The sequence below is a fragment of the Rhodococcus sp. NPDC003382 genome (genome assembly GCF_053589135.1).
Genome location: NZ_JBSFRH010000026.1, coordinates 32685 through 53678, shown reverse-complemented (window position 1 = coordinate 53678; position 20994 = coordinate 32685). Strand labels below are relative to the sequence as shown.

21 protein-coding genes and 1 pseudogene are annotated in these 20994 nt (G+C 67.5%); 16 read left to right on the top strand and 6 right to left on the bottom strand.

What is annotated here, in order from left to right:
• Positions 1 to 92 precede the first annotated feature (92 nt).
• A complete protein-coding gene (locus tag ACWDUD_RS18275; protein WP_450110198.1) occupies positions 93 to 1268 on the bottom strand; it encodes an oxygenase MpaB family protein in 1176 nt (391 codons plus the stop codon).
• Positions 1269 to 1389: 121 nt separating this feature from the next.
• Between ACWDUD_RS18275 and ACWDUD_RS18270 the strand changes: the two genes are divergently transcribed.
• Both ACWDUD_RS18270 and ACWDUD_RS18265 read left to right on the top strand, forming a co-directional pair.
• Positions 1390 to 1947: a TetR/AcrR family transcriptional regulator gene (locus ACWDUD_RS18270; RefSeq protein ID WP_450110218.1), complete on the top strand. Its 558-nt coding sequence runs from the start codon at positions 1390 to 1392 to the stop codon at positions 1945 to 1947.
• Between the two features lie 47 nt (positions 1948 to 1994).
• Positions 1995 to 2693 carry an SIMPL domain-containing protein gene (locus ACWDUD_RS18265; protein WP_450110197.1) on the top strand — a complete coding sequence of 233 codons (699 nt, stop codon included), beginning with the start codon at positions 1995 to 1997 and terminating at the stop codon, positions 2691 to 2693.
• A 6-nt stretch (positions 2694 to 2699) separates the two neighbouring features.
• On the opposite strand, the gene ACWDUD_RS18260 is transcribed toward ACWDUD_RS18265, so the two are convergent.
• Together ACWDUD_RS18260 and ACWDUD_RS18255 are read right to left on the bottom strand one after the other, a co-directional pair.
• On the bottom strand, positions 2700 to 3098 hold the full coding sequence (locus ACWDUD_RS18260; RefSeq protein ID WP_450110217.1) for a PPOX class F420-dependent oxidoreductase: 399 nt from the start codon (positions 3096 to 3098) through the stop codon (positions 2700 to 2702).
• Between the two features lie 84 nt (positions 3099 to 3182).
• Positions 3183 to 3689: pseudogene (locus ACWDUD_RS18255) on the bottom strand (dihydrofolate reductase family protein); the annotation flags it as partial.
• A gap of 188 nt (positions 3690 to 3877) precedes the next feature.
• Between ACWDUD_RS18255 and ACWDUD_RS18250 the strand changes: the two are divergent.
• Positions 3878 to 4648: an 8-oxoguanine DNA glycosylase OGG fold protein gene (locus ACWDUD_RS18250; RefSeq protein ID WP_450110196.1), complete on the top strand. Its 771-nt coding sequence runs from the start codon at positions 3878 to 3880 to the stop codon at positions 4646 to 4648.
• A 104-nt stretch (positions 4649 to 4752) separates the two neighbouring features.
• On the opposite strand, the gene ACWDUD_RS18245 is transcribed toward ACWDUD_RS18250, so the two are convergent.
• Positions 4753 to 7890, bottom strand: a complete 3138-nt coding sequence (locus tag ACWDUD_RS18245; RefSeq protein ID WP_450110195.1) for an AAA domain-containing protein — start codon at positions 7888 to 7890, stop codon at positions 4753 to 4755.
• 268 nt (positions 7891 to 8158) lie between these two features.
• Between ACWDUD_RS18245 and ACWDUD_RS18240 the strand changes: the two genes are divergently transcribed.
• The gene (locus ACWDUD_RS18240) at positions 8159 to 8578 is read left to right on the top strand and encodes a hypothetical protein (RefSeq protein ID WP_197252889.1); all 420 of its coding nucleotides are present in this window, start codon (positions 8159 to 8161) and stop codon (positions 8576 to 8578) included.
• Between the two features lie 105 nt (positions 8579 to 8683).
• Here ACWDUD_RS18240 and ACWDUD_RS18235 read toward each other — a convergent pair whose 3' ends face one another.
• A complete protein-coding gene (locus ACWDUD_RS18235) occupies positions 8684 to 9010 on the bottom strand; it encodes a DMT family transporter (RefSeq protein WP_197252890.1) in 327 nt (108 codons plus the stop codon).
• Positions 9007 to 9366, bottom strand: a complete 360-nt coding sequence (locus ACWDUD_RS18230; RefSeq protein ID WP_450110194.1) for a DMT family transporter — start codon at positions 9364 to 9366, stop codon at positions 9007 to 9009. Before ACWDUD_RS18230 ends, ACWDUD_RS18235 begins: the two co-directional genes overlap by 4 nt.
• Positions 9367 to 9587: 221 nt before the next feature.
• Between ACWDUD_RS18230 and ACWDUD_RS18225 the strand changes: the two genes are divergently transcribed.
• The 12 genes from ACWDUD_RS18225 (at position 9588) to ACWDUD_RS18170 (ending at position 20970) form a co-directional block, all read left to right on the top strand.
• The gene (locus tag ACWDUD_RS18225) at positions 9588 to 10700 is read left to right on the top strand and encodes an aromatic ring-hydroxylating oxygenase subunit alpha (RefSeq protein WP_450110193.1); all 1113 of its coding nucleotides are present in this window, start codon (positions 9588 to 9590) and stop codon (positions 10698 to 10700) included.
• A 25-nt stretch (positions 10701 to 10725) separates the two neighbouring features.
• Positions 10726 to 10929, top strand: a complete 204-nt coding sequence (locus ACWDUD_RS18220; protein ID WP_138998046.1) for a ferredoxin — start codon at positions 10726 to 10728, stop codon at positions 10927 to 10929.
• Positions 10926 to 12107, top strand: coding sequence for an NAD(P)/FAD-dependent oxidoreductase (locus tag ACWDUD_RS18215; RefSeq protein WP_248675819.1), 1182 nt, complete (start codon positions 10926 to 10928; stop codon positions 12105 to 12107). The genes ACWDUD_RS18220 and ACWDUD_RS18215 overlap by 4 nt, the downstream gene beginning before the upstream one ends.
• Before the next feature lie 48 nt (positions 12108 to 12155).
• The gene (locus ACWDUD_RS18210) at positions 12156 to 13661 is read left to right on the top strand and encodes an APC family permease (protein ID WP_450110192.1); all 1506 of its coding nucleotides are present in this window, start codon (positions 12156 to 12158) and stop codon (positions 13659 to 13661) included.
• Entirely contained in the window at positions 13658 to 14710 is a 1053-nt protein-coding gene (locus ACWDUD_RS18205) for an NAD(P)-dependent alcohol dehydrogenase (RefSeq protein ID WP_248675820.1), read from the top strand. Before ACWDUD_RS18210 ends, ACWDUD_RS18205 begins: the two co-directional genes overlap by 4 nt.
• A 34-nt stretch (positions 14711 to 14744) precedes the next feature.
• Positions 14745 to 15251 carry an Lrp/AsnC family transcriptional regulator gene (locus ACWDUD_RS18200; protein WP_197252893.1) on the top strand — a complete coding sequence of 169 codons (507 nt, stop codon included), beginning with the start codon at positions 14745 to 14747 and terminating at the stop codon, positions 15249 to 15251.
• Between the two features lie 103 nt (positions 15252 to 15354).
• The gene (locus ACWDUD_RS18195; RefSeq protein ID WP_248675821.1) at positions 15355 to 15681 is read left to right on the top strand and encodes a putative quinol monooxygenase; all 327 of its coding nucleotides are present in this window, start codon (positions 15355 to 15357) and stop codon (positions 15679 to 15681) included.
• 45 nt (positions 15682 to 15726) lie between these two features.
• A complete protein-coding gene (locus tag ACWDUD_RS18190; RefSeq protein WP_138998041.1) occupies positions 15727 to 16569 on the top strand; it encodes a mycofactocin-coupled SDR family oxidoreductase in 843 nt (280 codons plus the stop codon).
• 294 nt (positions 16570 to 16863) lie between these two features.
• Positions 16864 to 17643: an SDR family NAD(P)-dependent oxidoreductase gene (locus ACWDUD_RS18185; protein ID WP_248675822.1), complete on the top strand. Its 780-nt coding sequence runs from the start codon at positions 16864 to 16866 to the stop codon at positions 17641 to 17643.
• Positions 17644 to 17673: 30 nt separating this feature from the next.
• Positions 17674 to 19314, top strand: a complete 1641-nt coding sequence (locus ACWDUD_RS18180) for a rhodanese-like domain-containing protein (protein WP_450110191.1) — start codon at positions 17674 to 17676, stop codon at positions 19312 to 19314.
• Complete coding sequence (locus tag ACWDUD_RS18175; RefSeq protein ID WP_450110190.1) at positions 19311 to 20201, top strand: ABC transporter permease; 891 nt, start codon at positions 19311 to 19313, stop codon at positions 20199 to 20201. The genes ACWDUD_RS18180 and ACWDUD_RS18175 overlap by 4 nt, the downstream gene beginning before the upstream one ends.
• Positions 20188 to 20970 (top strand): ABC transporter ATP-binding protein, encoded by a 783-nt coding sequence (locus tag ACWDUD_RS18170; RefSeq protein ID WP_420917820.1) that lies wholly within the window; start codon positions 20188 to 20190, stop codon positions 20968 to 20970. Before ACWDUD_RS18175 ends, ACWDUD_RS18170 begins: the two co-directional genes overlap by 14 nt.
• The last annotated feature ends 24 nt before the right edge of the window (positions 20971 to 20994 follow it).

Genomic DNA, 20994 nt, shown 5'->3' with positions numbered 1-20994 from the left:
GCCGCCGGTGTGTCGTTGTGGCGGCTCCAACCGCCACAACGGCACACCGAGGGATCGGAGCCGCTTCGACGGCGGCAAGAAGTAGGGCTGGGTCAGCGCGGCGCCGCGTCGACCAGGTCGTGTTCGACGCCGTAGTCGACACGCATCCGCTCGATCGCGGCGTCACGCCCCTTGTAGGCGCGCAGGGTCACCCGCTCGCGGTCCGGGTGGCGACGGTCCTGGATGCGGTTGACGAGAGCGAGGACAGGGCCGACGCGGCGCAGCACGTGCTTGACCGGCCCGTCCGGGATGTGGAGGGCGTCGGCGTCGGCGTCACCGATGAACATGCGCTGCAGGCCGTACATCAACGTCCGCGACACGGCCCGCTTGATGCGCTCGTTGCCCGGCAGCAGGTTGGCCAGTTCCGGGACGAGGTAGTCGTCGGTGAGCGCGACGACGAACTCCCGGTCGTCGTCGCCCGGGCCGGGCGAGGTCAGCCGGTACAGCTCCTCGACGAGGATGTGGTCGGCTTCCTTGCACAGGTTCAGCTCGTCGCTCATCCCGATGACATGGCCGACGTAGCGCCACAGGTGGTAGATGTCGTCGCGCTCCTCGTCGGTGAACCGCACCCCGAGCATCTCCATCGCTTCGACGGCGATGTGCCCGAACTCCGCCATCGTCAACGCCATGTACGACTGCGGGATCGGCACTCCCCACGCCTCCTCGTCCCAGCGACCGCTCGCGAGGATGCCGCGACGCACGTGCGCATGGATCAGCCGGACCCGCACGGTGTACGCGAAACCGGCTGCGTCACGTCGCATTCCACCGCGGGTCAGCACATGCCGCAACCACTCCCCGACCTCGACGGACCGGACCGCCGGTTGGCTGACGTACCGACCGGTCAAAGCCAATGGCTTACCGGCGATCTCGTTGCCGGCACCGCGCACCAGCGAGGCGGCGCCGAGCACCATGCCGAGGATCGGAGTGTGCCGGACCAGGGCGTCGGCGGCGTTGTCCAGGCGGTCGTGGTCGACCCAGTCGGGTTCCTCGTCGAGGAATTTGAACAGCATCCGCAACGATTCGGGGGCGTCGGTGACGGAGTCGATTCCGCCCTCGAGGGCGGCCCGCACCGCGTCCGTCGCCGACAGGGCACCGAAGTCGTCGGCGACCACGGCGTCGGCCAGCGGATCGGCCTGCCACATTCCGTCCAGCCAGCGGTGTCCGAGGTCGCCGTAGCGACGCACCGCGATGTCTGCGTTGGCAAGGTCCCGAGGAATCCATCGCTCCATGCATCTCATGGAAACACGAGGAATCCTCACTTACTATTCACTTTCTGTGAGCTCCCACCAGGACCGAAACACTGCAGGTAGAGGCGCACGCAAGTCGCCGACGCAGCAGCGCAGCCGCGAAATGCGCAAGCACCTCCTCGCGTCTACGCACGAGCTGCTCGCGAAGAGTCCGTCGGTGCGTCCCACCACGACCGCCCTCGCCGAGCACGCCCACGTCAGCATCGGCACCGTGTACCGCTACTTCCCGGACATCGACACGATCGTCGACGAACTGCGGATGTCGGCGGTGCACGACATCACCACGACATTGTCGACCGCGATCGGCCGGGCGATGGATCAGGAACCCGAGGTCGCGATGGTCACCGTCGTCGAAAGCCTCACCGCGGCGTTCGAGAAGCACGCGGCCGTGCTGCGCGTGTCGTACACGTCCGGTGAAAGCGAATTCGGGATGGCCTGGGCCGAAATCGAAGGACCGCTGCGGCCGCTGGGCCGGATCATCCCCGCCCGCCTGCGACCGGATCTCGACGACGCCGCACTCGACGACCTCGTGTTCATCATCATGGGCGCGACCGCCAGTCTGTGCTCGCGGATCGCTCTGCTGCGCCCGCCACGGTCCGACCGGGACAGACTCGTCGCGGTCGCCGCCCGCATGCTGCTCGCCGCCGTCGAGGACGCCTGAGCTGCGAATACCGGCAAAGGTCGTGTCGTGCTGGCACACTCGCGGCCATGAACGATCTCCCCGTCACGATCACGGTCGCCGGTCACGCCGAACGCGAGTACGCCCCGAACCGCTGCACGGTCGCACTGCAGGTGCACGCCGACGGTGCCACGCGGGAGCAGGCCGCCGACCCGGTCGCGGCGGCGATCGCCACCGTCACCGGTCTCGTCACCGACCTGCGTGAGCGTCCCGACAGCCCCGTGAAGCGCTGGACGTTCGATCAGGTGCGCCACAGCCGGTACCGCCCGTACAACAACGAGGGCAAGACGCTCCCGTGGCGGTACACGTCGTCGGCGTCGATCACGGTCACGTTCCACGAGTTCGACGCGGTCGCCACGTTCGTGGACCGGGTCTCGGGGATCGAGGCCGTCACGGTGTCCGACCTGCGCTGGTGGATCACCCGCAAGTCGCGGCAGAAAAAGCTCGCCGAAGTCCGCGACCTTGCAGTGCAGAACGCCCTCGACAAAGCGAAGGGCTACACGAAGAGCTTGGGATACAACAGTTTCCGCGCGGTCGCGATTGCCGATCCGGGCATGCTCGGGCTGCCGACGCCCCCGACCTCGTACCCGGGTGGTGGACCCGTGCTGCGGTCGGCGATGCGCGCGGACATGGCACCCGCCTCCGCGGAGAGCGGTCCCACATTTGCCCTCGAACCCGATCGCATCAGCATCACCGCGGACGTGGAGGCGAGATTCGAGGCATCGTAGCCCTCCCTACATGTCGGTGACGTCGGTCAATTCGTAATGCAGCGCCGACGTGCGCATCAGCCGGTGAGCCAGGTGCACACCGACGCGCTGCACAACGGGGAACTTCTCGTCGATCAACGCGCCTGCAAGGTGGTACTCCTCACCGGCCAGCAGATGCGCCGTCGCCTGGGCAGGCGGGCCCGTCGGCTTTCCCGACCACGTGCACGGGCGGATGCGCACGTTCGGGAAGTTGCGCAGCCGCTTGTTCTTCGACGCTTTGGCGGGAGTGCGGAAGTAGGCGTGGCCGTGGTCGACGACCAGGTTGACGGGTGTGTCGACCCAGGTGCCGTCGCGTTTGCGGGTCTGGAGTTGCACGACCTTCTCGCCCTCGAACCGTCTCAGGGCCGGCGATTCGTTTCCGGGCATGCTGCTGGGACCCGACTTCTCGGCATCGCGAGGCGGGCCCTTGTGGAGGGTCGGCGCGTAGACCAGCTGCTGGACGCGGCCGTCGAACGTGTGGGATTCGAGGAGTTCGAGGTCGAACTCGGCACCGGGCACAAACACCGGGTTGCGGCCGCTGGTGCCGGTGATCGCCGGGAAGATCGTGATCACGAGTCGGTCGACCAGCCCGGCCGCCATGAGCGCCCGGTTCATCGACAGGCTCCCGTGCGACCACAGCGGCAGGTCGGATTCGGCCTTCAACCGAGGGATCGCGGTGAGCGCGTCCTCGGCGACGAGCGTCGTGTTCTCCCACTTCAAAGGTGGTTCGAGTGTCTTGGAGAGGACGATCTTCCGGGCCCTGTTGATCAGATCGAAGGTGGGATCGTCCCCGGATTTGACGATCCGATAGAAGTCTCGGTAGGTGTTGGCACCGAGCACGAGGATCCGGTCGGACCCGAACGCCTCGGCACGGCTTGCCACGAGTTCGGGCCCCTCCTTGCCCCAGTACCCGGGCCAATCCACCGCGGTACCGAACCCGTCGAGACTGACGAAAACGTCGAATGTGTAAGTGGCCATGGTGTTTCGAACCTCCGCATGCGACGACGCGGGCGTACGTTCGCCGCTGGGTCGAACGGTGATTGTCGAGTCTGGCACTTTCAACCGTAACGCGAACCGGCAGAGGACGGGAACCAACCTGGCCACGTCCCGGCATCTGCGCGTGTCCCACCACCGGTTTAGCGGTTCGTCGTGGCAGTCTCGTCAGAATGCACCCCTACGACGAGGGATTCGAGCCACCGAAGGCATGTTCGGAGTGGTGCCGGGCGCGGTCGTTCGATCTGCAGGTGCTCGACGAGGGCGTCACCGTCGACCTGGCATGGTGGAACGACCACCTCGAACGGGCCGGCCACGGCATCCGGCTGCGCGGCCGCAACCTCGACGGACGTGTCGTCACCGACGGTGACGCGATCGTCCCGCGGAACGACCTTCGGCTGGGCAGCGAACTGATCGACGCCGACCACGACGGCCTGGGCCTGCTGTTCCTGTGCGCGGCGTGGCGCAGCGCGCATCCACGACGACGCGGCGCCCGCCGATTCCCCGACGTCCGCGACGCACGCGCCCCGAAGAACCGGGACAGGCTCGCGAAGATCAAGGGAGTGCTCGACTACTGCGCGAAGACGAAGACTCTGCCCGAGGCGTCCCGGCAGACCTGGTCCGGGTGGCCGGACACCCCCGGGATCGGTGTTCCCCTCCTGGCGACGTACCTGTGGGCGGTCGGGGTCCAGACGGACGCCGGGCCCGCGCAGCTCCTCGACCAGCACGGGGTGTCGACGCTGGTCCACGAGGGATGGCTCGAGGATCCGTCCGTCGCCGATTTCACGCTGCGCCGCTACCACCGGTACGTCGATCTGCTCACGACGTGGGCGTCGCTGATGACCACCCGGCCCGAACTGGTCGAGATGTGGCTCGTCGACCGCTGGCACGCCCGCATCACCGAGGCACGGGACGGCTCGCACGCGACCCCGCGGCTGTTCTGACCCCCGGTAACACTCACCCCCGGTATCCACCGACCAGAAAGACAGCAGCGCGATGCATGCACCGCGGTGCTGTCTTTCTCGTCTGCGGCTCTGGTAACGCGTCCCTATCCATCGGGGTGGGCCGACTGCTCGACGTGGCGAGCCAGTTCCCGGGCGAGCACATCGAAGCGCGGATGCCGCGACCACGCCGCGCGGTCCCCGATCACATACAGGCGCTTCTTCGCCCGACTGACCGCGACGTTCGCCAGATTCGGTTTCGACGAGGCCCAGCGTTTCGCACCGTCGCTCGCCGGATCGCCACCCAGCACGAGGAACACCACATCGGCTTCCCGGCCCTGCGCGGTGTGCACCGTTCCCGCGGTGAGTCCGCCGAACCGGGAGGGCAGCGCCGTGAGCCGTCGCGCGACGTCCCGGAACGGGCTCAACACGATCACCTCCCCCATGTCCTGTCCCCTCCGGGCCAGGTCGTCGAGAAGTTCGACGAGTCGGTCGTACTCCGCCCGCACGAAGTGACCGCTGGAGGGGCCGGTGACGTCGATCCACCGCGACGACGGCAGCGACCCGCGTGGGCGCGGATCCCTGCCGTGCAGCATCGTGCCGCCGTAGGCGATGGTGTTGACGATCGAGAACATCGGCTCGTCGCAACGCCGGTGCACCCGCAGCGGTGCACCCACCCAGATCGGCCCCTCGTCGCCGGGCAGGGTCGTTCCCCATCGGTTGAGGCGATCGGCGATCGACTGCGCCGACGACCGCGCCGGCAGCCACCGCTCGTCCACGCCGAACTCGCGGCGTACCGCCTGCTGAGCCCGGAACGGCAGTGTGACAACGGGTTCGAGCTGAATCGGGTCGCCGACGACGACTGTACGGCGAGACCGCCAGATCGCGCCCACCGGGTTCTGCGGCGTGGACTGGCCGGCCTCGTCGATGAGCAACCAGCCGAGCGCTTCCCGTCCGAGTCCGCGGAACACCCGGTCGAAGGACGCGAAGGTCGTCGAAACGAGGGGGACGACGAAGAACAACGCGCGCCACGCGTCGGCAACGGCGGCCGGATCCAGATCCCGGGGTGCGCTTCCGGAAACGACGTCGGTCGCCCCGTGCAGGCTCTGCCGCATCTGAGTGGGCACGTGGGCGAGGAATTCCCGGTGCAGGTCGAGGGCGGCCAGGAACACACGTGATCGCGCCTCGGTGACCTCCTCGTCCGACCACGGCGCGGCCAGTTCCCTCACCGGGGCGGTGTCGCTGTCCTCACCGGGGACCGATGCACCCCACCGCTGCCGCGCCGCGTCGAGCGCGTGGTCGAGTTCTGCGACACGCGCGCGCGTGCCGCGATACCGGTGGGTGAGTTCGTCCTGCGTGCCCTGCAGGGCGACGAGCGCGTGCGTCGCTTCTTGATGGGCGGCAAAGGCCTGCCGGTAACTCTCGTCCCAGCGGGCGAGGGCCTCGGCGAGCTGGTCGCGATGGGCCTGCCATCGCCGTCGTTCCTCGCGGGCCTGCCGGCCGATGCGCCACCACGGAACTCGCGTCGCATCGTGCGCGGCGAGTTCCGCTTCGGCCGTGGACTTCTCCTGCTGCGTCCGTTCGACGGTGCCGCGCCGCACTTGCTCGGCGTCGGCGGCGCTGCGAACCGCGATCGCGTGCGCCGCCAACTGATCTTCGATCGCACCCAGTTCGCTGCGCCGATTCGCGCGTTCGCGGAGTTGCTCGTAGGCCCGCTGACGTTCGCCGAGCATCGTCGCGACCGCGTCACGTCGGGCACGATATGCGGCAACGGCTTCTCTCCAGGGACGTTCCGGTCCCGTGGATTCGAGTTCCTTGAGAATCGATTGGATACCTCGTCTGGCAGGTGCATCCCGCCCCGTGGTCTTTCCGTCGAACCACAGGGTGCTGGTGAATCGGGACCGGTAGCTCTTGCGACCGAGCCGGGCAGCGGTCAGCGCCCACGCCCGGGCCGGCTCGGTATCGCCGGCGGCGTCGACGTCCAGCAACGCCGTCGCGATGTCGGTGAAATAGTCGATCTCGAATCGTTCGCCGTCGATTGCGTCCGCGGCGGGCATCTCGAAGCTGATGTTCTCGACCGCCCCGTTGTTGGACGACGCCACCACCATCTCGAATCCGTGGAACGGCCCGGTCCACCGCTGCACGATCCGCGTATAGTCGCCGGTCTTCCAGCGGTGCGGTGTGGCCGCGAACGCCTCGGCCGGGTTCGCGAGGGCTGCGAGCCGGTCGGCACGTTCGACGACGATCGCCGCAACGAGATCGCGCAGCAGCGTGGACTTTCCGGTGCCCGGAGGACCGTTGACCGCGAAAATTCCGGCGCCGCTGTGCAACTCGTCCATGATGGTGTTCACAGCGAACTGCTGGCCGAGCGCGAGGGGATGCTCGGGTTTGCTCGGCCAACGGCCGGGCGGGATCGCGGCGGGGCGGCAGGCCGCCAGCGATGCTTCGGGGACGGCGCTCAGGTCGACCCGGGCGGCCACGTCGAGCCCGGTGTCGTCGGTGAGGTACTGCGCGAGCCCGGTGCCGATGTCACCGTGAGCGACCTGTTCCGCCACCCGATCGAGATCATCGGCGATGAAGCTGTTCAGGAAGTCGGTGCCGTCGATGCCGTCGGACTGGTTGACCTGCACCGACCGCACTCTGATCTCGGCGCAGTCGACCATGCCCTCCAGCCCGGTCAAGGTCGCGATGCGATTCCGCAGGTCGGTGAGCATCCCGACGCTCAGAGGGCGCCGGCCGCCTCGTCGCACGTCGACCTCTTGCCCGTCGTCGAGCAATTCTGTCAATTGTTCCTGCGCCTCGCGGAATCCGCGCAACCACGACGGTGACCCGGGTCCGGGGTTGCGGGTGCGGCCTGCCGCCCACGCCAGGCCGGACAACACCTCGGACTCCGGGATGTAGCAACCCTCCTTGTCCAGGACGATCGCAGCAAGCGCACACTCCCCGGCCGGGCGGGGGTCGTAGTTCTCGGCACCCGGATCGAGGATCCCGTCCACGGCCGTCCACACCTCGTCGATTCGATAGACACCGAGGTAGACGATGTACTGTCGCTCGTTGCCTTTCCGGCGCAACGGCTGGCGCAGTCGGCGGCAGAACATCCACGGCAGTGGGATTTCGGCGGCCATCTCTTCGACCGGTTCCAGACTGTCGAACCTGTCGACCTTCGGAACCTGCTGTGGACTGAACAACTCCACGGCACGCCAGAACTCGATGACGTCGGCCTGCCGACGGTACTCCCCGGTCACTGCTCCCCCTGTCGATTCCCCGCGGTTCGTTTCGGTGCGCGAGAACGTCCGCCCAGCGAACACAATTGCACACACTCTCATCCGAAGCGCCGCGGGAGAGTGTGGCAGTGCCCTCGCCCCGGTAGCCGCAATCGAGAAAGACAGCAGCGCGATGCCGGTCGCGCGCGCCTGTCTTTCTCATTTGCGGCTCTGGAAACGCTCCGAACCTCGCCGCCTACTCGCGGTCGTCATCCCGTGCAGTAGGGCATCTTTCGGCTAGGTTGGTGCGATGAGAACACTCTGGGCCGTGTCGGTCGTCTCGGTGTTGTGCACCGTGCCGATGTGGGTGATCGCCGTACCGCAGCTCGTCTTCTCCGGGGTTGTCGATGTCGGCCCGTATACCGGACTCGTGCTGGGACTCCCGACCCTGATCGGGTTACCGTGCGCGGTCGCCGGAGTGATCGCTGGATCGGTGTCTCTCGTGAAACAGCGCGCACGCAACTGGGCCGCGAACCTCATGACACTCGGGCAGGTCGCGACCGTGGCGCTGGCCGCCGCCATCGTCGTGTGGGCGCTGGGCTACGCGTCGACCGGCTGGGAACTGCTCGCGCTGCCGACGTCGCCTATGGTCGGCCAGATCGTGGTCGCGGCGGGGCTGCTCAAGGCCGGACGGCCGCGGATGTCCCGCTCGGTGCGCGCATCGTCGTGACTATCGGGGTCACCGCCGCGCCCTGCAAGACCCGCAGTCGAGAAAGACAGCAGCGCGATGCCGGCATCGCGCTGCTGCCTTTCTCGTCGGCGGCTACGGTAACCCTCACGCGGAGTGCGAACCGACCTCGATCGCAACAACTCCCGCCATGATCAGGGCAATGCCGATCACCATGCGGAAAGTGAGGGGGTCCCGAAACAGCAGGCGTCCGAGGACTGCCGTGAGCGCAACCCCGCAGGCAACCCAGATGCCGTACACGACGCCGACGGGAACGTCGCGCGCCAGCACCAGTGCGACGAGCCCGAATGCGACGACGTAGCAGGAGACGGTCGCCAGGACCCAGCGGGTGCGGGCCATACCGTCGGACAACTTGAGGCAGATCGTGCCTGCCACTTCGACAACGATCGCCGCAGCGAGAATCAGCCAGGTCACCGTGCCGCGACCCCGTCGTCACGTTCGTCCACCGGGTCGATTCTGGGATGCGAGCCCAGTTCGACGATGACCACTCCCGCGATCACCAGCGCCATGCCCAGCGCCATCAGCGGGGTCATCGGATCGCCGAAGAGGACGGTCGCGGCAACCGCGGTCAGCAGGATGCCGGCGGCGCCCCAGATTCCGTAGGCGACACCCACGGGCATCAACCGCAACGCGCGGGCGAGGAACGCGAAGGACGCGCAGTAGCCGGCCACGACGAGCACGTACCAGACGGGATCGTCGGTGGCAGCACGCAGCGAGAGGGTGGCGGTGACCTCGCACGCTATCGCCCCGCCGAGCGACCACCATTTCATGCCGGCCAACCTACCGCCCTCCTCTCGGATCCCGCGGGTCCGCGCGGTCGCGTCGCGTCGCGGCGACGCATTCCCACCATCGGGTACCTGCAACTTTACGCAATGCGCAGTCTATTCCACGCTTCTTCTTGACATTGCGTATCTGTGAGCCCATGCTGGTACGCAATTCGATGTGACGCACACAACAGCCCCGTGTGCTCCCCCACCGAAAGGACCCCCTCGTGGCGATTTCCCTCGACGACGTGCGCGACCGCTACGCGCTTCCCTCCGTCGACCGGCTCCTCTCCGACCTCGACGCCGGAGAAACCCTGCCCGCGCCCTTCTACTACGCACCCGAGATCCACCAGCTCGAACAGGAGAAGATCTTCTCCAAGTCCTGGCAGTACGCGTGCCACGAATCCGCGGTCGCCAAGCCCGGCGACTACGCGGTCACCCGCGCCGGCGCGATCCCGATCATCGTCACGCACGGCCGCGACGGCCAACTGCGCGGCTTCGTCAACGTCTGCCGCCATCGCCTGCACTCGATCGCCGAGGAGAACGGCAACAAGCCGCTGCTCCAGTGCCCGTACCACGGCTGGACGTACGGCCTCGACGGCAAGCTCAAGACGGCCCCGCGTTCGCAGCGCGAGCCGAACTTCGACTGCTCCACGATCTCCCTCGAACCCGTCTCCGTCGAGCGGTGGGATCAGTGGATCTTCGTCAACCCGGATCCGAACGCTGCTCCCCTCGCCACCGTGACCGCCGATATCCGTTCCCGCACAGACGAACTCAACGAGGACCTGCGCGATTACGAATTCCAGATCCGCTACGAGTACGACATGGAATGCAACTGGAAGCTGTGGGCGGAGAACGCCGTCGAGTGCTACCACTGCCCCACCCTGCACAGCACGAGCTTCGGCAAGACGTACCACACCTCCCCCGACGACTACGCGATCGATTCGTCCGACAACACGATCTGGCACGCCGGTCCCATCAAGTGGCTACCCACGAACGTGGATCCCGAGGGCCTCAAGGGTTTCCGGTTCGCGTTCACGTTCCCGTCGTCGTTCTTCGCGCTCGACGACTATGTCGGGTTCATCGGCAGCATCCAGCCGGTCGGGCCGCAGAAGTCGTGGGCGTTCGTCGACATGTACGCCAAGCCGGGCGCCGACCCGATCGTCGTGAAGGAATGGCTCGACATGTGGGACCGCACCCTCATCGAGGACAAGCGCGCCACCGACATCCAGCAGATCGGCTACAACTCGGGCCGGGTCCGCGCCGGCCGACTCCTTCTCGACAGCGAGAGCCCGCTGCAGTCGTTCATGCGTACCGCGGTCACGGCACTCTCGTCCTGACCTCCCTACGACGAAAGTCGGAACGATGACGAAAATCCTTGTGGATCTTGGCAAATGCCAGGGATACGCGAACTGTGTCGTCGCGGCACCGGACATCTTCGATCTCGGTGACAGCGGCAAGGTCGACCTCCTGGAGGCGACCGTCGCCGACGACCGCCTCGCCGACGTGCGGGAAGGGGTACGCTCGTGCCCCGCGGCTGCCCTCACACTCGAGGAGACGGCGTCATGACGCACGTGGCCGTGGTCGGTGCGTCGCTCGCCGGGTTCCGCGTCGCCGAGGGCCTGCGCGCCGAAGGTTTCGACGGCGACATCACCCTGATCGGCGACGAACCGCATCTGCCCTACGACCGGCCGCCGCTGTCCAAGTCCGTGCTCGTCGACGACGAACCCGCCTCGACGGCATTCCAGGACGCGGCATGGTTCGCGGACAACCGGGTCACCCTGCACCTGGGCGAGACCGCCCGCCGCCTCGACACCGCCGCGCGCACCGTCCACACCGATGCCCGTTCGCTGAACTACGACGAACTCGTGGTCGCGACCGGGGCCACGCCCCGCAATCCCTTTCCCGACGCACCGGACGGTGTCTTCACCCTGCGCACCGCCGACGACGCCGCGCGCATTCGCACTGCCCTGCGCGCGGCCCGGCGACTCGTCGTGATCGGCGCCGGCTTCATCGGCCTCGAGATCGCGTCGTCGGCGCGGCGCCTCGGTGTCGATGTCACCGTCGTCGAGCTCGAACCCGTGCCCCTGACCCGCAGCGTCGGCGACGACGCGGCTGCGGTCCTCGCCGACATCGCCCGCGCCGACGGGGTGCACCTGCTGTGCGGCCGGGCCGTCGCCGAACTCCGCGGCACCACCACGGTCGAGTCCGTCGTCCTCGACGACGGAACCGAGCTGCCGTGCGACGCGGTGGTCGTCGGGGTGGGTGCGGTTCCCGCGACCGAGTGGCTCGCCGGCAGCGGTCTCGAGGTCACGCGCGCGGGACTGATCTGCGACGCGACCGGACGCGCGGGCGACCACGTGTGGGGTGTCGGCGACGTCTGCGCGTGGACCGACGACGCGGGCACGCCCCACCGTCACGAACACTGGACCTCGGCCGCCGAACAGGCCAAGGTCGTCGCGCACAACCTGGCGTGCGACGACAAGCGCACCGTCACCGCCGCGACGTACGTGTGGTCCGACCAGTTCGGGCGGCGTATCGACATCGTCGGTGACATCACAGGGCACGACGACTTGCGCGTCCTCTCCCGCAACCCCGACGACCTCGCCTACCTGTACGCCCGCGACGGACTGCTCACGGGTGCTTGCCTGATCGGCCAGCCCCGGCTCATGGTCCGCTGCCGCCAGTGGATCGCGGCACGCACTCCCGTCGCCGACCTCGAACTCTGGGTCTCGTCCGCGCCGTGAGCGCCGACGTACCCTCCACTCATCAGGCAACTCGAAAGGGGCCACCCAATGAGTTCGCTCGACACATCGGGTTCCGATCCCGCACCCGAGCACATGGTCCGCACGCTCACCTGGCGTGACGGCATGGTCTTCGCCCTGAACATGCCGATCGGCCTGTTCCTCACGCTCGGCTACACCGTCGGCGCGATCGGCGGCTGGACCGCCATCTCCATCTGGGCCGTCGCGTGCTTCTTCGCCTTCCTCCAGAGCCACCTGTTCTCGGAGATGGCCGCGATGTTCCCCGACCGCTCGGGCGGCATCTCGGTCTACGCCTACGAAGGCTGGAAGCGCCACTTCGCGCCGCTCGGTGCGATCGCCGCGTTCGGCTACTGGATGGGCTGGTCGCTGTCGCTGTCCGTCGAGGGTGTCGTGCTCGGCACCCTCATCGAGCAGGCGTTCTTCCCCGACAACGACATCGCGATCCGCCTGCCCATCGGCCACGAACTGGGCCTGCCCTATCTCATCGCGATCGGCGCGATCGTCTCGGCCTGGGCACTGAACTACTTCGGCATCAAGATCGCCGCCGGCGTCGCCCGCATCACCGGTGCCCTGCTGGTGATCGGCCTGGCCGTCCTCGTCGTCGGACCATTCCTGTCGTCCGGCGCCGACTTCGACATCACCCGCCTGAGCTGGACCGGCACGAGCTCGCCGTTCGACTGGAAGGTGATCGTCGTCTGGTTCTACATCACCGCCTGGACTACCTACGGCACCGAGGTGTGCGCGAGCTTCGCCGCCGAGTACAAGGATCCGGTCAAGGACACCTCCCGTGCGCTGCGCCGCTCCGCCCTGATGATCATGGGCCTGTACATTCTCGTGCCCTACGTCGTGGTCGGCGCCCTCGGCGAGCAGACGATCGGCGCGAACCCGGTCAACTACATCGGCATTGCGTTCGAGCACATTCTCGGTTCGTATGCGTGGCTCGGCCAGGTTCCGGTGATGGCCGCGTTCGTCATCGCGATGATGACGGCGACCGCCGACGGCGGGCGATCCCTGTACGGCATCGCGCAGTCCGGCGGCACGATCCGCCAGTTGGGCGAGCTCAACCGCTACGGCGTCCCGGGTCGTGCCCTGACCACCGACATGCTCATCAACGTCATCATCCTGATCGTGCTCGGAGAGCCGATCGCGATCCTGCTCGCGAGCAACCTGGGCTACCTCACCGCGGTTACCCTCGCGGTCGGCGCGTTCGTTCTGCTCCGCCGCGACCGCCCCGACATCATCCGTCCGATCCGCCTCGCGAAACCGTGGGTCGTCATCGCGTGCGCCCTGTTCGCGATCAACACGTTCGCGATCGCCGTGGGCATCCTCAACCCGGGCCTGACCGGCTACGGCGGCCTGAGCGAAACCGTCACCGGCATCGGCATTCTCATGATCGCCTGCGTGCTCTGGTACTACCGCCAGCGCATTCAGGACAAATCGACGATCGAGTGGCGGGTCCACGACGACCCCCTTCTGCCCCCCGACACCGCATCCAGCGAACCAGCCCCCGTTTCCGATTCCAGGAGCCACCCGTGAAATCCATCCGCGTCCACGCCTACGACACCCAGCCCTCCCTCGACGAGGTGCCCCAGCCGACCGTGCGGGACCCGCACGACGTGATCGTCAAGGTCCGCGGCGCCGGAGTGTGCCGCACCGACCTGCACATCATCGAGGGCCAGTGGAAGGACAAGAGTTCCGTCGCCCTCCCGTACACGATCGGGCACGAGAACGCCGGCACCGTCACCGAGATCGGCTCGGCAGTCACCAACGTCGCCGTCGGTGACTCGGTGATCCTGCACCCGCTCGCCACGTGTGGCCTGTGCCTGGCCTGCCGCAGTGGCGACGACGTGCACTGCACGCACTCCGATTTCCCCGGCATCGACACCGACGGCGGCATGGCCGAGTACCTGCGTACCTCGGCGCGCAGCGTCGTCAAGCTCGATCCGTCGCTCGAACCGGCCGACGTGGCGGCACTCGCCGACGCCGGGCTCACCGCCTACCACGCCGCGCGCAAGGCCGCCGCGATCCTGCGTCCCGGCCACACCGCCGTGGTGATCGGCGCCGGCGGTCTCGGGCACATCGGCATCCAGGTCCTGAAGTCGATGACAGCCGCGCGCATCGTCGTCGTCGACAGTTCCCCGGATGCGCTGGATCTGGCGAAGCAGATCGGCGCGGACGCGACCGTCGTCGCCGATGGCACCGAAACGCAGCAGGTCCTCGACCTCACCGGCGGCAACGGCGCCGAAGCCGTCCTCGACTTCGTGGGCGAAGGCACCGCCATCGAAGCCGGTGTCGGGATGCTGCGCCGCGCCGGGTCGTACTACGTCATCGGGTACGGCGGTCGCCTGGACGTGCCGACCATCGACATCATCAGCACCGAGATCAACTTCGTCGGCAACCTGGTGGGCACCTACAACGACCTGGTCGAACTGATGGCGCTGGCGGCGGAAGGAAAGGTCAAGCTGCACACGGTCAAGTACCGGTTCAGCGACTTCCAGCAGGCGCTCGACGACCTGCACCACGGACGGATCCGCGGTCGCGCGGTGCTCGTGCCCGACGACGAGTTCGACGGTCAGCGTGGCTGAGCCGCGTCACCGGACCATCTCCTAAACTGAGCGGATGCGCAAGATGCCGAACCCGTCGAACGGAGACCAGAACTCGGGAGAGAACCCGGGCGACGGTCTCGACGACATCGACCGCGGCATCCTGCGCCTCCTCCAGGAGGACGGCCGCATGCCCTACCGGCAGATCGCCCGCGAGCTGGGTGTCTCCGAGGGAACCGTCCGCATCCGCTCGAGCCGCATGCAGGAGTCCGGCGCGCTCAACGTCATCGCGATCGCCGATCCGTTCCGCCTCGGGTACAGCGTCCTCGCGTTCGTCCTGATCAAGGTGGAACCGGGCGCGCAGGACCGGCTGGTCCAGGAGCTCACCGCGCTCGACGAATCGACCTATGTCTCCACCTGCATCGGCCGCGCCGACCTCTACATGCAGCTGGTGTGCCGCGACAACGACCACCTCCACGAACTGCTCCACCGGCGCATCCCCGCCCTCGGCGGGATCCGCGACCTCGAAGCGTTCATGGAACTGGAAATGCACAAGGTCTCGTACCGCTACAACCTGTCGTGACACACCGGGCGTGAGCCCGGAATCCTTCCCCCACTCCCTGCGGCGCCGGCAGCGCTCGATTCGTGCTGCGCCGCACCCTTTTCCACCCTCCAAAGGGAGAATCATGATCTTCATCGTCGTGAAATTCACCGTCCGGCCCGAGGAGGCCGACACCTGGCTGGAGCGCACCCGGGACTTCACCGACGCGACCCGCGCCGAGACCGGCAACCTGTGGTTCGAATGGTCCCGCAGCGTGGACGACCCGAACCAGTTCGTGCTCGTCGAGGCGTTCCGCGACGGCGACGCCGGGTCCGCACATGTCGCGTCGGAGCACTTCCGAGCCGGCCTCGACGCGATGCGTCCCGCGCTCGCCCGGACCCCGCAAATCCTCAACACCGAGATCCCCGGCGTCGAATGGGCACGCATGGGCGAACTCGACCTCGGCGACTGACGCCACCGAACATCCACTGCTGCAACAGAAGACAAGGAAGTCGTCATGACCGGAAGAGTCGAAGGCAAGGTCGCATTCATCACCGGCGCCGCGCGCGGGCAGGGCCGCAGCCACGCGGTGCGCCTCGCGCAGGAAGGCGCCGACATCATCGCGATGGACGTGTGCGGCGAGGTCGGCCGCACCGCCGAGTTCTACCATCCCGCCACCGAGGCGGATCTCGCCGAGACGGTCGCGCTCGTCGAGGCCGAGGGCCGCAAGATCGTCTCCTACACCGCCGACGTCCGCGACTACGACGGGCTCGCAGCGGGATTGAACGACGCGGTCGCACAGCTGGGCCGTCTCGACATCGTCGCCGCCAACGCGGGGATCTTCCAGTTCGGCGACGAGGTTCCGGACCTGCTCGTCGGCGACTGGAACGACGTCATCGACGTCAACCTCAACGGCGTGTTCAACACGTGCAAGGCCGCCATCCCGCACATCGTCGAAGGCGGGCGCGGCGGCACCATCGTCATCACGTCGTCCGACGCGGGCGCCAAGGGCTTCGCACGGTTCGGCCACTATGTCGCGTCGAAGCACGGCGTCATCGGTCTGATGCGCACGCTCACAATGGAACTGGCTCCGCACTCGATCCGCGTCAACGTCGTGTCGCCCACCAACTGCAACACCGACATGATCCAGAACGAGGCCGTCTACAAGCTGTTCCGTCCCGACCTCGAGGAGGTCACCCCGGAGCAGTTCGCCGAGGCGTCGGGAACGCTGCTCGCGTTGCCCGCGCCGTGGGTGGAGCCGGTCGACGTGTCGAACGCACTGCTCTTCCTCGCCTCCGACGAGGCTCGTTTCATCACGGGCGTGAACCTGCCGGTCGACGGCGGGTCGTCGGTGATCTGATCCCACAGGGTCTCCCCCGGTACCCACAAAGACAGCCGCGCGTGACTGGTCACGCGCGGCTGTCTTTTGCGTCGGTGGACTCGGAGGGCATTTGTCACCGGTGACCGACTCCCTAGAACCAGGCTGAGCCAAAAGGGTTTGATTCCGACCTCTTGTTCCTAAGTTCTGTAAGCACATCGTGCCCGCAAGCCGGGTGCGGCCGCGTCATGACATCCCTGCGATCGGAATACATTCCGCAATCGCGGTTTTCGCGCGGAACCAGGGTGAACTACAAGGAACGGTCACAACTCGAACATGGGTCTCGAACTCGAAGGCAAACGCGCCATCGTCACCGGTGGGGGCACCGGAATCGGCTATGCGATCGCGCTGGAACTCGCGACACAGGGCGCCTCGGTCGCCATCGCCGGTCGCCGCACCGAGGTACTCGCCAACGCCGCCAAACGCATCGAGTACGCGACCGGCGCGAATGTGCTGCCGGTCGTTGCCGACACCGGCGACGACGAATCCGTGAAAGCGCTCGTCGACACCGTCGCACAGGAGTTCGGCGGCATCGAAATCCTGGTGAACAACGCTGCCGAACAGCCCGCTCAGCACGGGCCGAGTTTCAACGACGCCGACGACGAGTGGTTTCACCGGCAGATCGACGTCAAGGTCATCGGCTATCTCCGCACGATTCGCGCGGTCGCGCCCCTGCTGATCGAGAACGGCTGGGGCCGGATCATCAACATCAGCGGCACGGGTTCGCGGCAGACCGTGTCCGTCATCGGTTCCGTGCGTAATGCGGGCGTCACCGCCTTGACCAAGAACGTCGCGGACGAACTCGGCAAGTACGGCATCAACGTGACGGTCGTGCACCCGGGCGCGACGCGCACCGAACGTTTCGAGGAGTTCCGGAACCGCGCTTTCGTGAACGAATCGACCCGAAAATCGCACCTCGACAACGTCATCGGCCGAGTCGTCGAACCCGAGGAGGTCGCCTGGGTCGTGGCCTTTCTCGCGTCGCCGCGCAGTGCCGCGATCACCGGCGACGGAATCGTTGCCGGTGGCGGCATTCCCGGCTTCATCTACTACTGACCGACTTCACGTCCCGCGGAGGAACACCCCATGCCCACTGTCACCACGTCGACCATCGCAGCCGACGAACTGCACGATCTCTTGTCGAGCCGCGACGAATACGCGCTTCTCGACGTCCGTGAGGCCCGGGTCACGGCCGAGGAGGGCTCGATCCTGCTCGGTGTTGCGGTCCCGCTGAGCCGTCTCGAACTGCGCGTCGACGCACTCGTTCCGCGACGTTCCACGCCGGTGATCGTCTACGACGGCGGCAAGGACGACCTCGCGCAGCGGGCGGCGTCCCGGCTCGCCGAGCTCGGCTACGCGGATGTACGCGTGCTCGACGGCGGGATCGCCGCCTGGGCGAATGCCGGCTACACGGTCCAGTTCGGTGGCGACAACGTCGTCGGCCAGGCGTTCGGCGAATGGATCGAGGAGGTCTACGGCACCCCTCACATCAGCGTTCCGGAGTTCCGCGCCAAGGTCGCCGCCGGCGAGGACATCGTGGTGCTCGACAGCCGCCCGATCGGCGAGTTCGAAAACCACAGCCTGCCGGGCGGCACCTCCATTCCGGGCGCGGAACTGGTCTATCGAGCCGCCGAAGTGGTGAAGTCGCCCGAGACGCTCGTCGTCGTCAACTGCGCCGGGCGGACCCGCAGCATCCTCGGAGCGCAGGTCCTGATCAACGCGGGACTGCCCAACTCGGTCGTCGCGCTGGAGGGTGGCACGCAGTCGTGGGTTCTGGAGGGGCTGGAACTCGACCACGGCAAGCATTCGGCCGCGCCGCTTCCCACCGGTTCTTCCCTCGACCAGGCGCACGCTGCCGCAGAGCGCTTCCGCGATCGCTTCGGAATCCGGTCGATCGACAAGGCGACCCTCGCGCAGTTCCGCACCGAAACCGACGAGCGCACCCTCTACGTCTTCGATGTCCGCACTCCCGACGAGTACGCCGCCGGCCATCTGCCCGGCACCGTCTCGGCGCCGAGTTGGGACGTCGCCCCGTGGGTGTTCCGCTACATCGCGACCCACAACGCCCGCATCGTGCTGGTCGACAACGACTCCGTGCGCGCAACCGTCGCGGCGTCGTGGATCGTGCAGGTCGGCTGGGGCGAGGTGTACGTACTGGAGAACGCGTTCGACGGTGAGGAACTCGAGACCGGCACCGGCCCGGCAGCACAACTGCTCGGGTTGCCCGGCGACGTCACGACCGTCGATGCCGCGACGCTGAAGGACAACATTGCCGCCGGATCCGAGCAGGTCGTCGACCTGCAGCCGAGCCTCGATTACCGCGACGGCCACATTCCCGGTGCTGTGCATGCACTTCGGTCCCGGCTGGTGAACTCCGTCGCCGACATCCCCGGCGACGGCACGATCGTGTTGACCTCGCCCGACGGTGTCCTTGCGACCTATGCGGCCGCGGATCTGGCCGGTGCGACGCAGCGACCCGTCGAGGTCCTCGAGGGCGGTACCGCCGCCTGGGTCGCGGCCGGTGAACAGCTCGAGTCGGGTGACGAGAACCTGTTGCACGGACGCGACGATGTGGTCTTCACCCATTGGCGCGAGAGCGACCCCGAGGTTCAGAAGGCCGGGTTCCGCAAGTACCTGTCCTGGGAACTCGGCCTGGTCGCCCGGTTGGAGGCCGACGACACCGTCCCGTTCAACGCGTTCACCCAGCCGCAGGACAGCTCGTCGTGACCGCCGTCGACGTCTCGCGCGATTCTGCGTCGACGGAAGACGACACCGCCGGCGCCCCGCCGACCCGGCCGGAAGTGGAGAACCTCAGCCCGAACACTAGGACCGGCAGGATCGGGGCGGCTGCCCGGGTGTGGCGCGGGCGGGTGCTGCGGTTCCTCGTCCCCGTCGCGCTCATCGTGCTGTGGCAGCTGTCCTCGGTGCTGGGCTGGGCGGACGAGTTCACCCTGCCGCCGCCCAGCAAGATCCTCGCCGCGTACGGCGAACTGTGGTCGAACAACGACCTGCAGGAGGCGCTGCCGGTCTCGATCCGGCGGGCCGGAATCGGCCTCTTCTTCGGCGTCACGTTCGGACTGGTCCTCGGCCTGTTCGCGGGTCTGTGGAAGATCGGCGAGGAGATCTTCGACGCTCCGCTGCAGATGCTCCGCACCATCCCGTTCATCGCGGTGGTGCCGCTGTTCATCACCTGGTTCGGCATCGACGAGAAGCCCAAGCTGATCCTCATCGCGGCGGCGACCGTGTTCCCGGTGTACCTGAACACGTACCACGGGGTGCGGGGCGTCGACAAGAAGCTCATCGAAGCCGGACAGACGTTCGGTCTGCGGAACTGGCGGCTGGCCGCGCGCGTGATCCTGCCGACCGCGCTTCCGTCCGCGTTGACCGGCATCCGATATGCCTCCGGCGTATCGCTTCTCGCCTTGGTGCTCGCCGAGCAGATCAACGCCCGGGAGGGCATCGGCTATCTGCTCAACAACGCGAACCAGAACCAGCGGCAGGACATCGTCATCGCCGGGATTCTCATCTACGCCGCGCTCGGCATCGTCGTCGACGTGGTGATGCGGATCATCGAACGTTTCGCGCTCCCCTGGAGGCCCCGTGTCACCATCTGAAAACTCTCTGCCGAGCGAATCCGGCAGCGAGACAGGTCCGTTCGCGGTCGACGCTCGGGGCGTCCGACGGGTGTTCGGCGACCGGGCCGTGCTCGACGGCGTCGATCTGCAACTGCGGCAAGGCGACTTCGTCGCCCTGCTCGGACCGTCCGGAACCGGCAAGACGACGCTGCTCCGCATCCTGGCCGGTCTCGATGCCGCCGACGGCGGGACGGTGGTGGTCCCGAAGTCCCGGTCCGTCGTATTCCAGGAACCCCGGCTCGTGCCCGCCCGGCGGGTGTGGCGCAATGTCGTGCTCGGCAGCCGCCACGTTCGCCGCGATCGCGACCGTGCCGTCGCCGCGCTCGACGAGGTCGGACTGGCCGGACACGCGGACGCCTGGCCGGTCACGCTCTCCGGTGGTGAGGCACAGCGTGTCGCGTTGGCGCGTGCGCTCGCCACCGAGCCGGGCCTGTTGCTGCTCGACGAGCCGTTCGCGGCATTGGACGCGCTGACCCGCATCCGAATGCACGACCTGGTGGGGGCACTCATCCGCCGACACAACCCGGCGGTGCTGCTCGTCACCCACGACGTCGACGAGGCCATCCTGCTCGCCGACCGAATTCTCATCCTCTCCGACGGCAACATCGATGTGGACATCACCGTCGACGTCGACGAACCGCGGCGACGCAGCGACGCCCGCTTCCAGGAGCTGCGTCAAGCGCTGCTCGACAAACTCGGCGTCGGGCGAACAGCCCGCGCTGCGGCGCTGGCCGCGATCGGCAGCTGACCCGACCCGCCCGGCTCTCGACCA

What these genes read in the sequence shown, in the direction of transcription:
- ACWDUD_RS18240 (WP_197252889.1), top strand. Translation starts at nt 8,159, where the DNA reads ATGAGAACACTCTGGGCCGTGTCGGTCGTCTCGGTGTTGTGCACCGTG.
- ACWDUD_RS18220 (WP_138998046.1), top strand. Translation starts at nt 10,726, where the DNA reads ATGACGAAAATCCTTGTGGATCTTGGCAAATGCCAGGGATACGCGAAC.
- ACWDUD_RS18275 (WP_450110198.1), bottom strand. Translation starts at nt 1,268, where the DNA reads ATGGAGCGATGGATTCCTCGGGACCTTGCCAACGCAGACATCGCGGTG.
- ACWDUD_RS18210 (WP_450110192.1), top strand. Translation starts at nt 12,156, where the DNA reads ATGAGTTCGCTCGACACATCGGGTTCCGATCCCGCACCCGAGCACATG.
- ACWDUD_RS18230 (WP_450110194.1), bottom strand. Translation starts at nt 9,366, where the DNA reads ATGAAATGGTGGTCGCTCGGCGGGGCGATAGCGTGCGAGGTCACCGCC.
- ACWDUD_RS18185 (WP_248675822.1), top strand. Translation starts at nt 16,864, where the DNA reads ATGGGTCTCGAACTCGAAGGCAAACGCGCCATCGTCACCGGTGGGGGC.
- ACWDUD_RS18250 (WP_450110196.1), top strand. Translation starts at nt 3,878, where the DNA reads ATGCACCCCTACGACGAGGGATTCGAGCCACCGAAGGCATGTTCGGAG.
- ACWDUD_RS18195 (WP_248675821.1), top strand. Translation starts at nt 15,355, where the DNA reads ATGATCTTCATCGTCGTGAAATTCACCGTCCGGCCCGAGGAGGCCGAC.
- ACWDUD_RS18270 (WP_450110218.1), top strand. Translation starts at nt 1,390, where the DNA reads ATGCGCAAGCACCTCCTCGCGTCTACGCACGAGCTGCTCGCGAAGAGT.
- ACWDUD_RS18265 (WP_450110197.1), top strand. Translation starts at nt 1,995, where the DNA reads ATGAACGATCTCCCCGTCACGATCACGGTCGCCGGTCACGCCGAACGC.
- ACWDUD_RS18215 (WP_248675819.1), top strand. Translation starts at nt 10,926, where the DNA reads ATGACGCACGTGGCCGTGGTCGGTGCGTCGCTCGCCGGGTTCCGCGTC.
- ACWDUD_RS18190 (WP_138998041.1), top strand. Translation starts at nt 15,727, where the DNA reads ATGACCGGAAGAGTCGAAGGCAAGGTCGCATTCATCACCGGCGCCGCG.
- ACWDUD_RS18260 (WP_450110217.1), bottom strand. Translation starts at nt 3,098, where the DNA reads ATGCCCGGAAACGAATCGCCGGCCCTGAGACGGTTCGAGGGCGAGAAG.
- ACWDUD_RS18180 (WP_450110191.1), top strand. Translation starts at nt 17,674, where the DNA reads ATGCCCACTGTCACCACGTCGACCATCGCAGCCGACGAACTGCACGAT.
- ACWDUD_RS18200 (WP_197252893.1), top strand. Translation starts at nt 14,745, where the DNA reads ATGCGCAAGATGCCGAACCCGTCGAACGGAGACCAGAACTCGGGAGAG.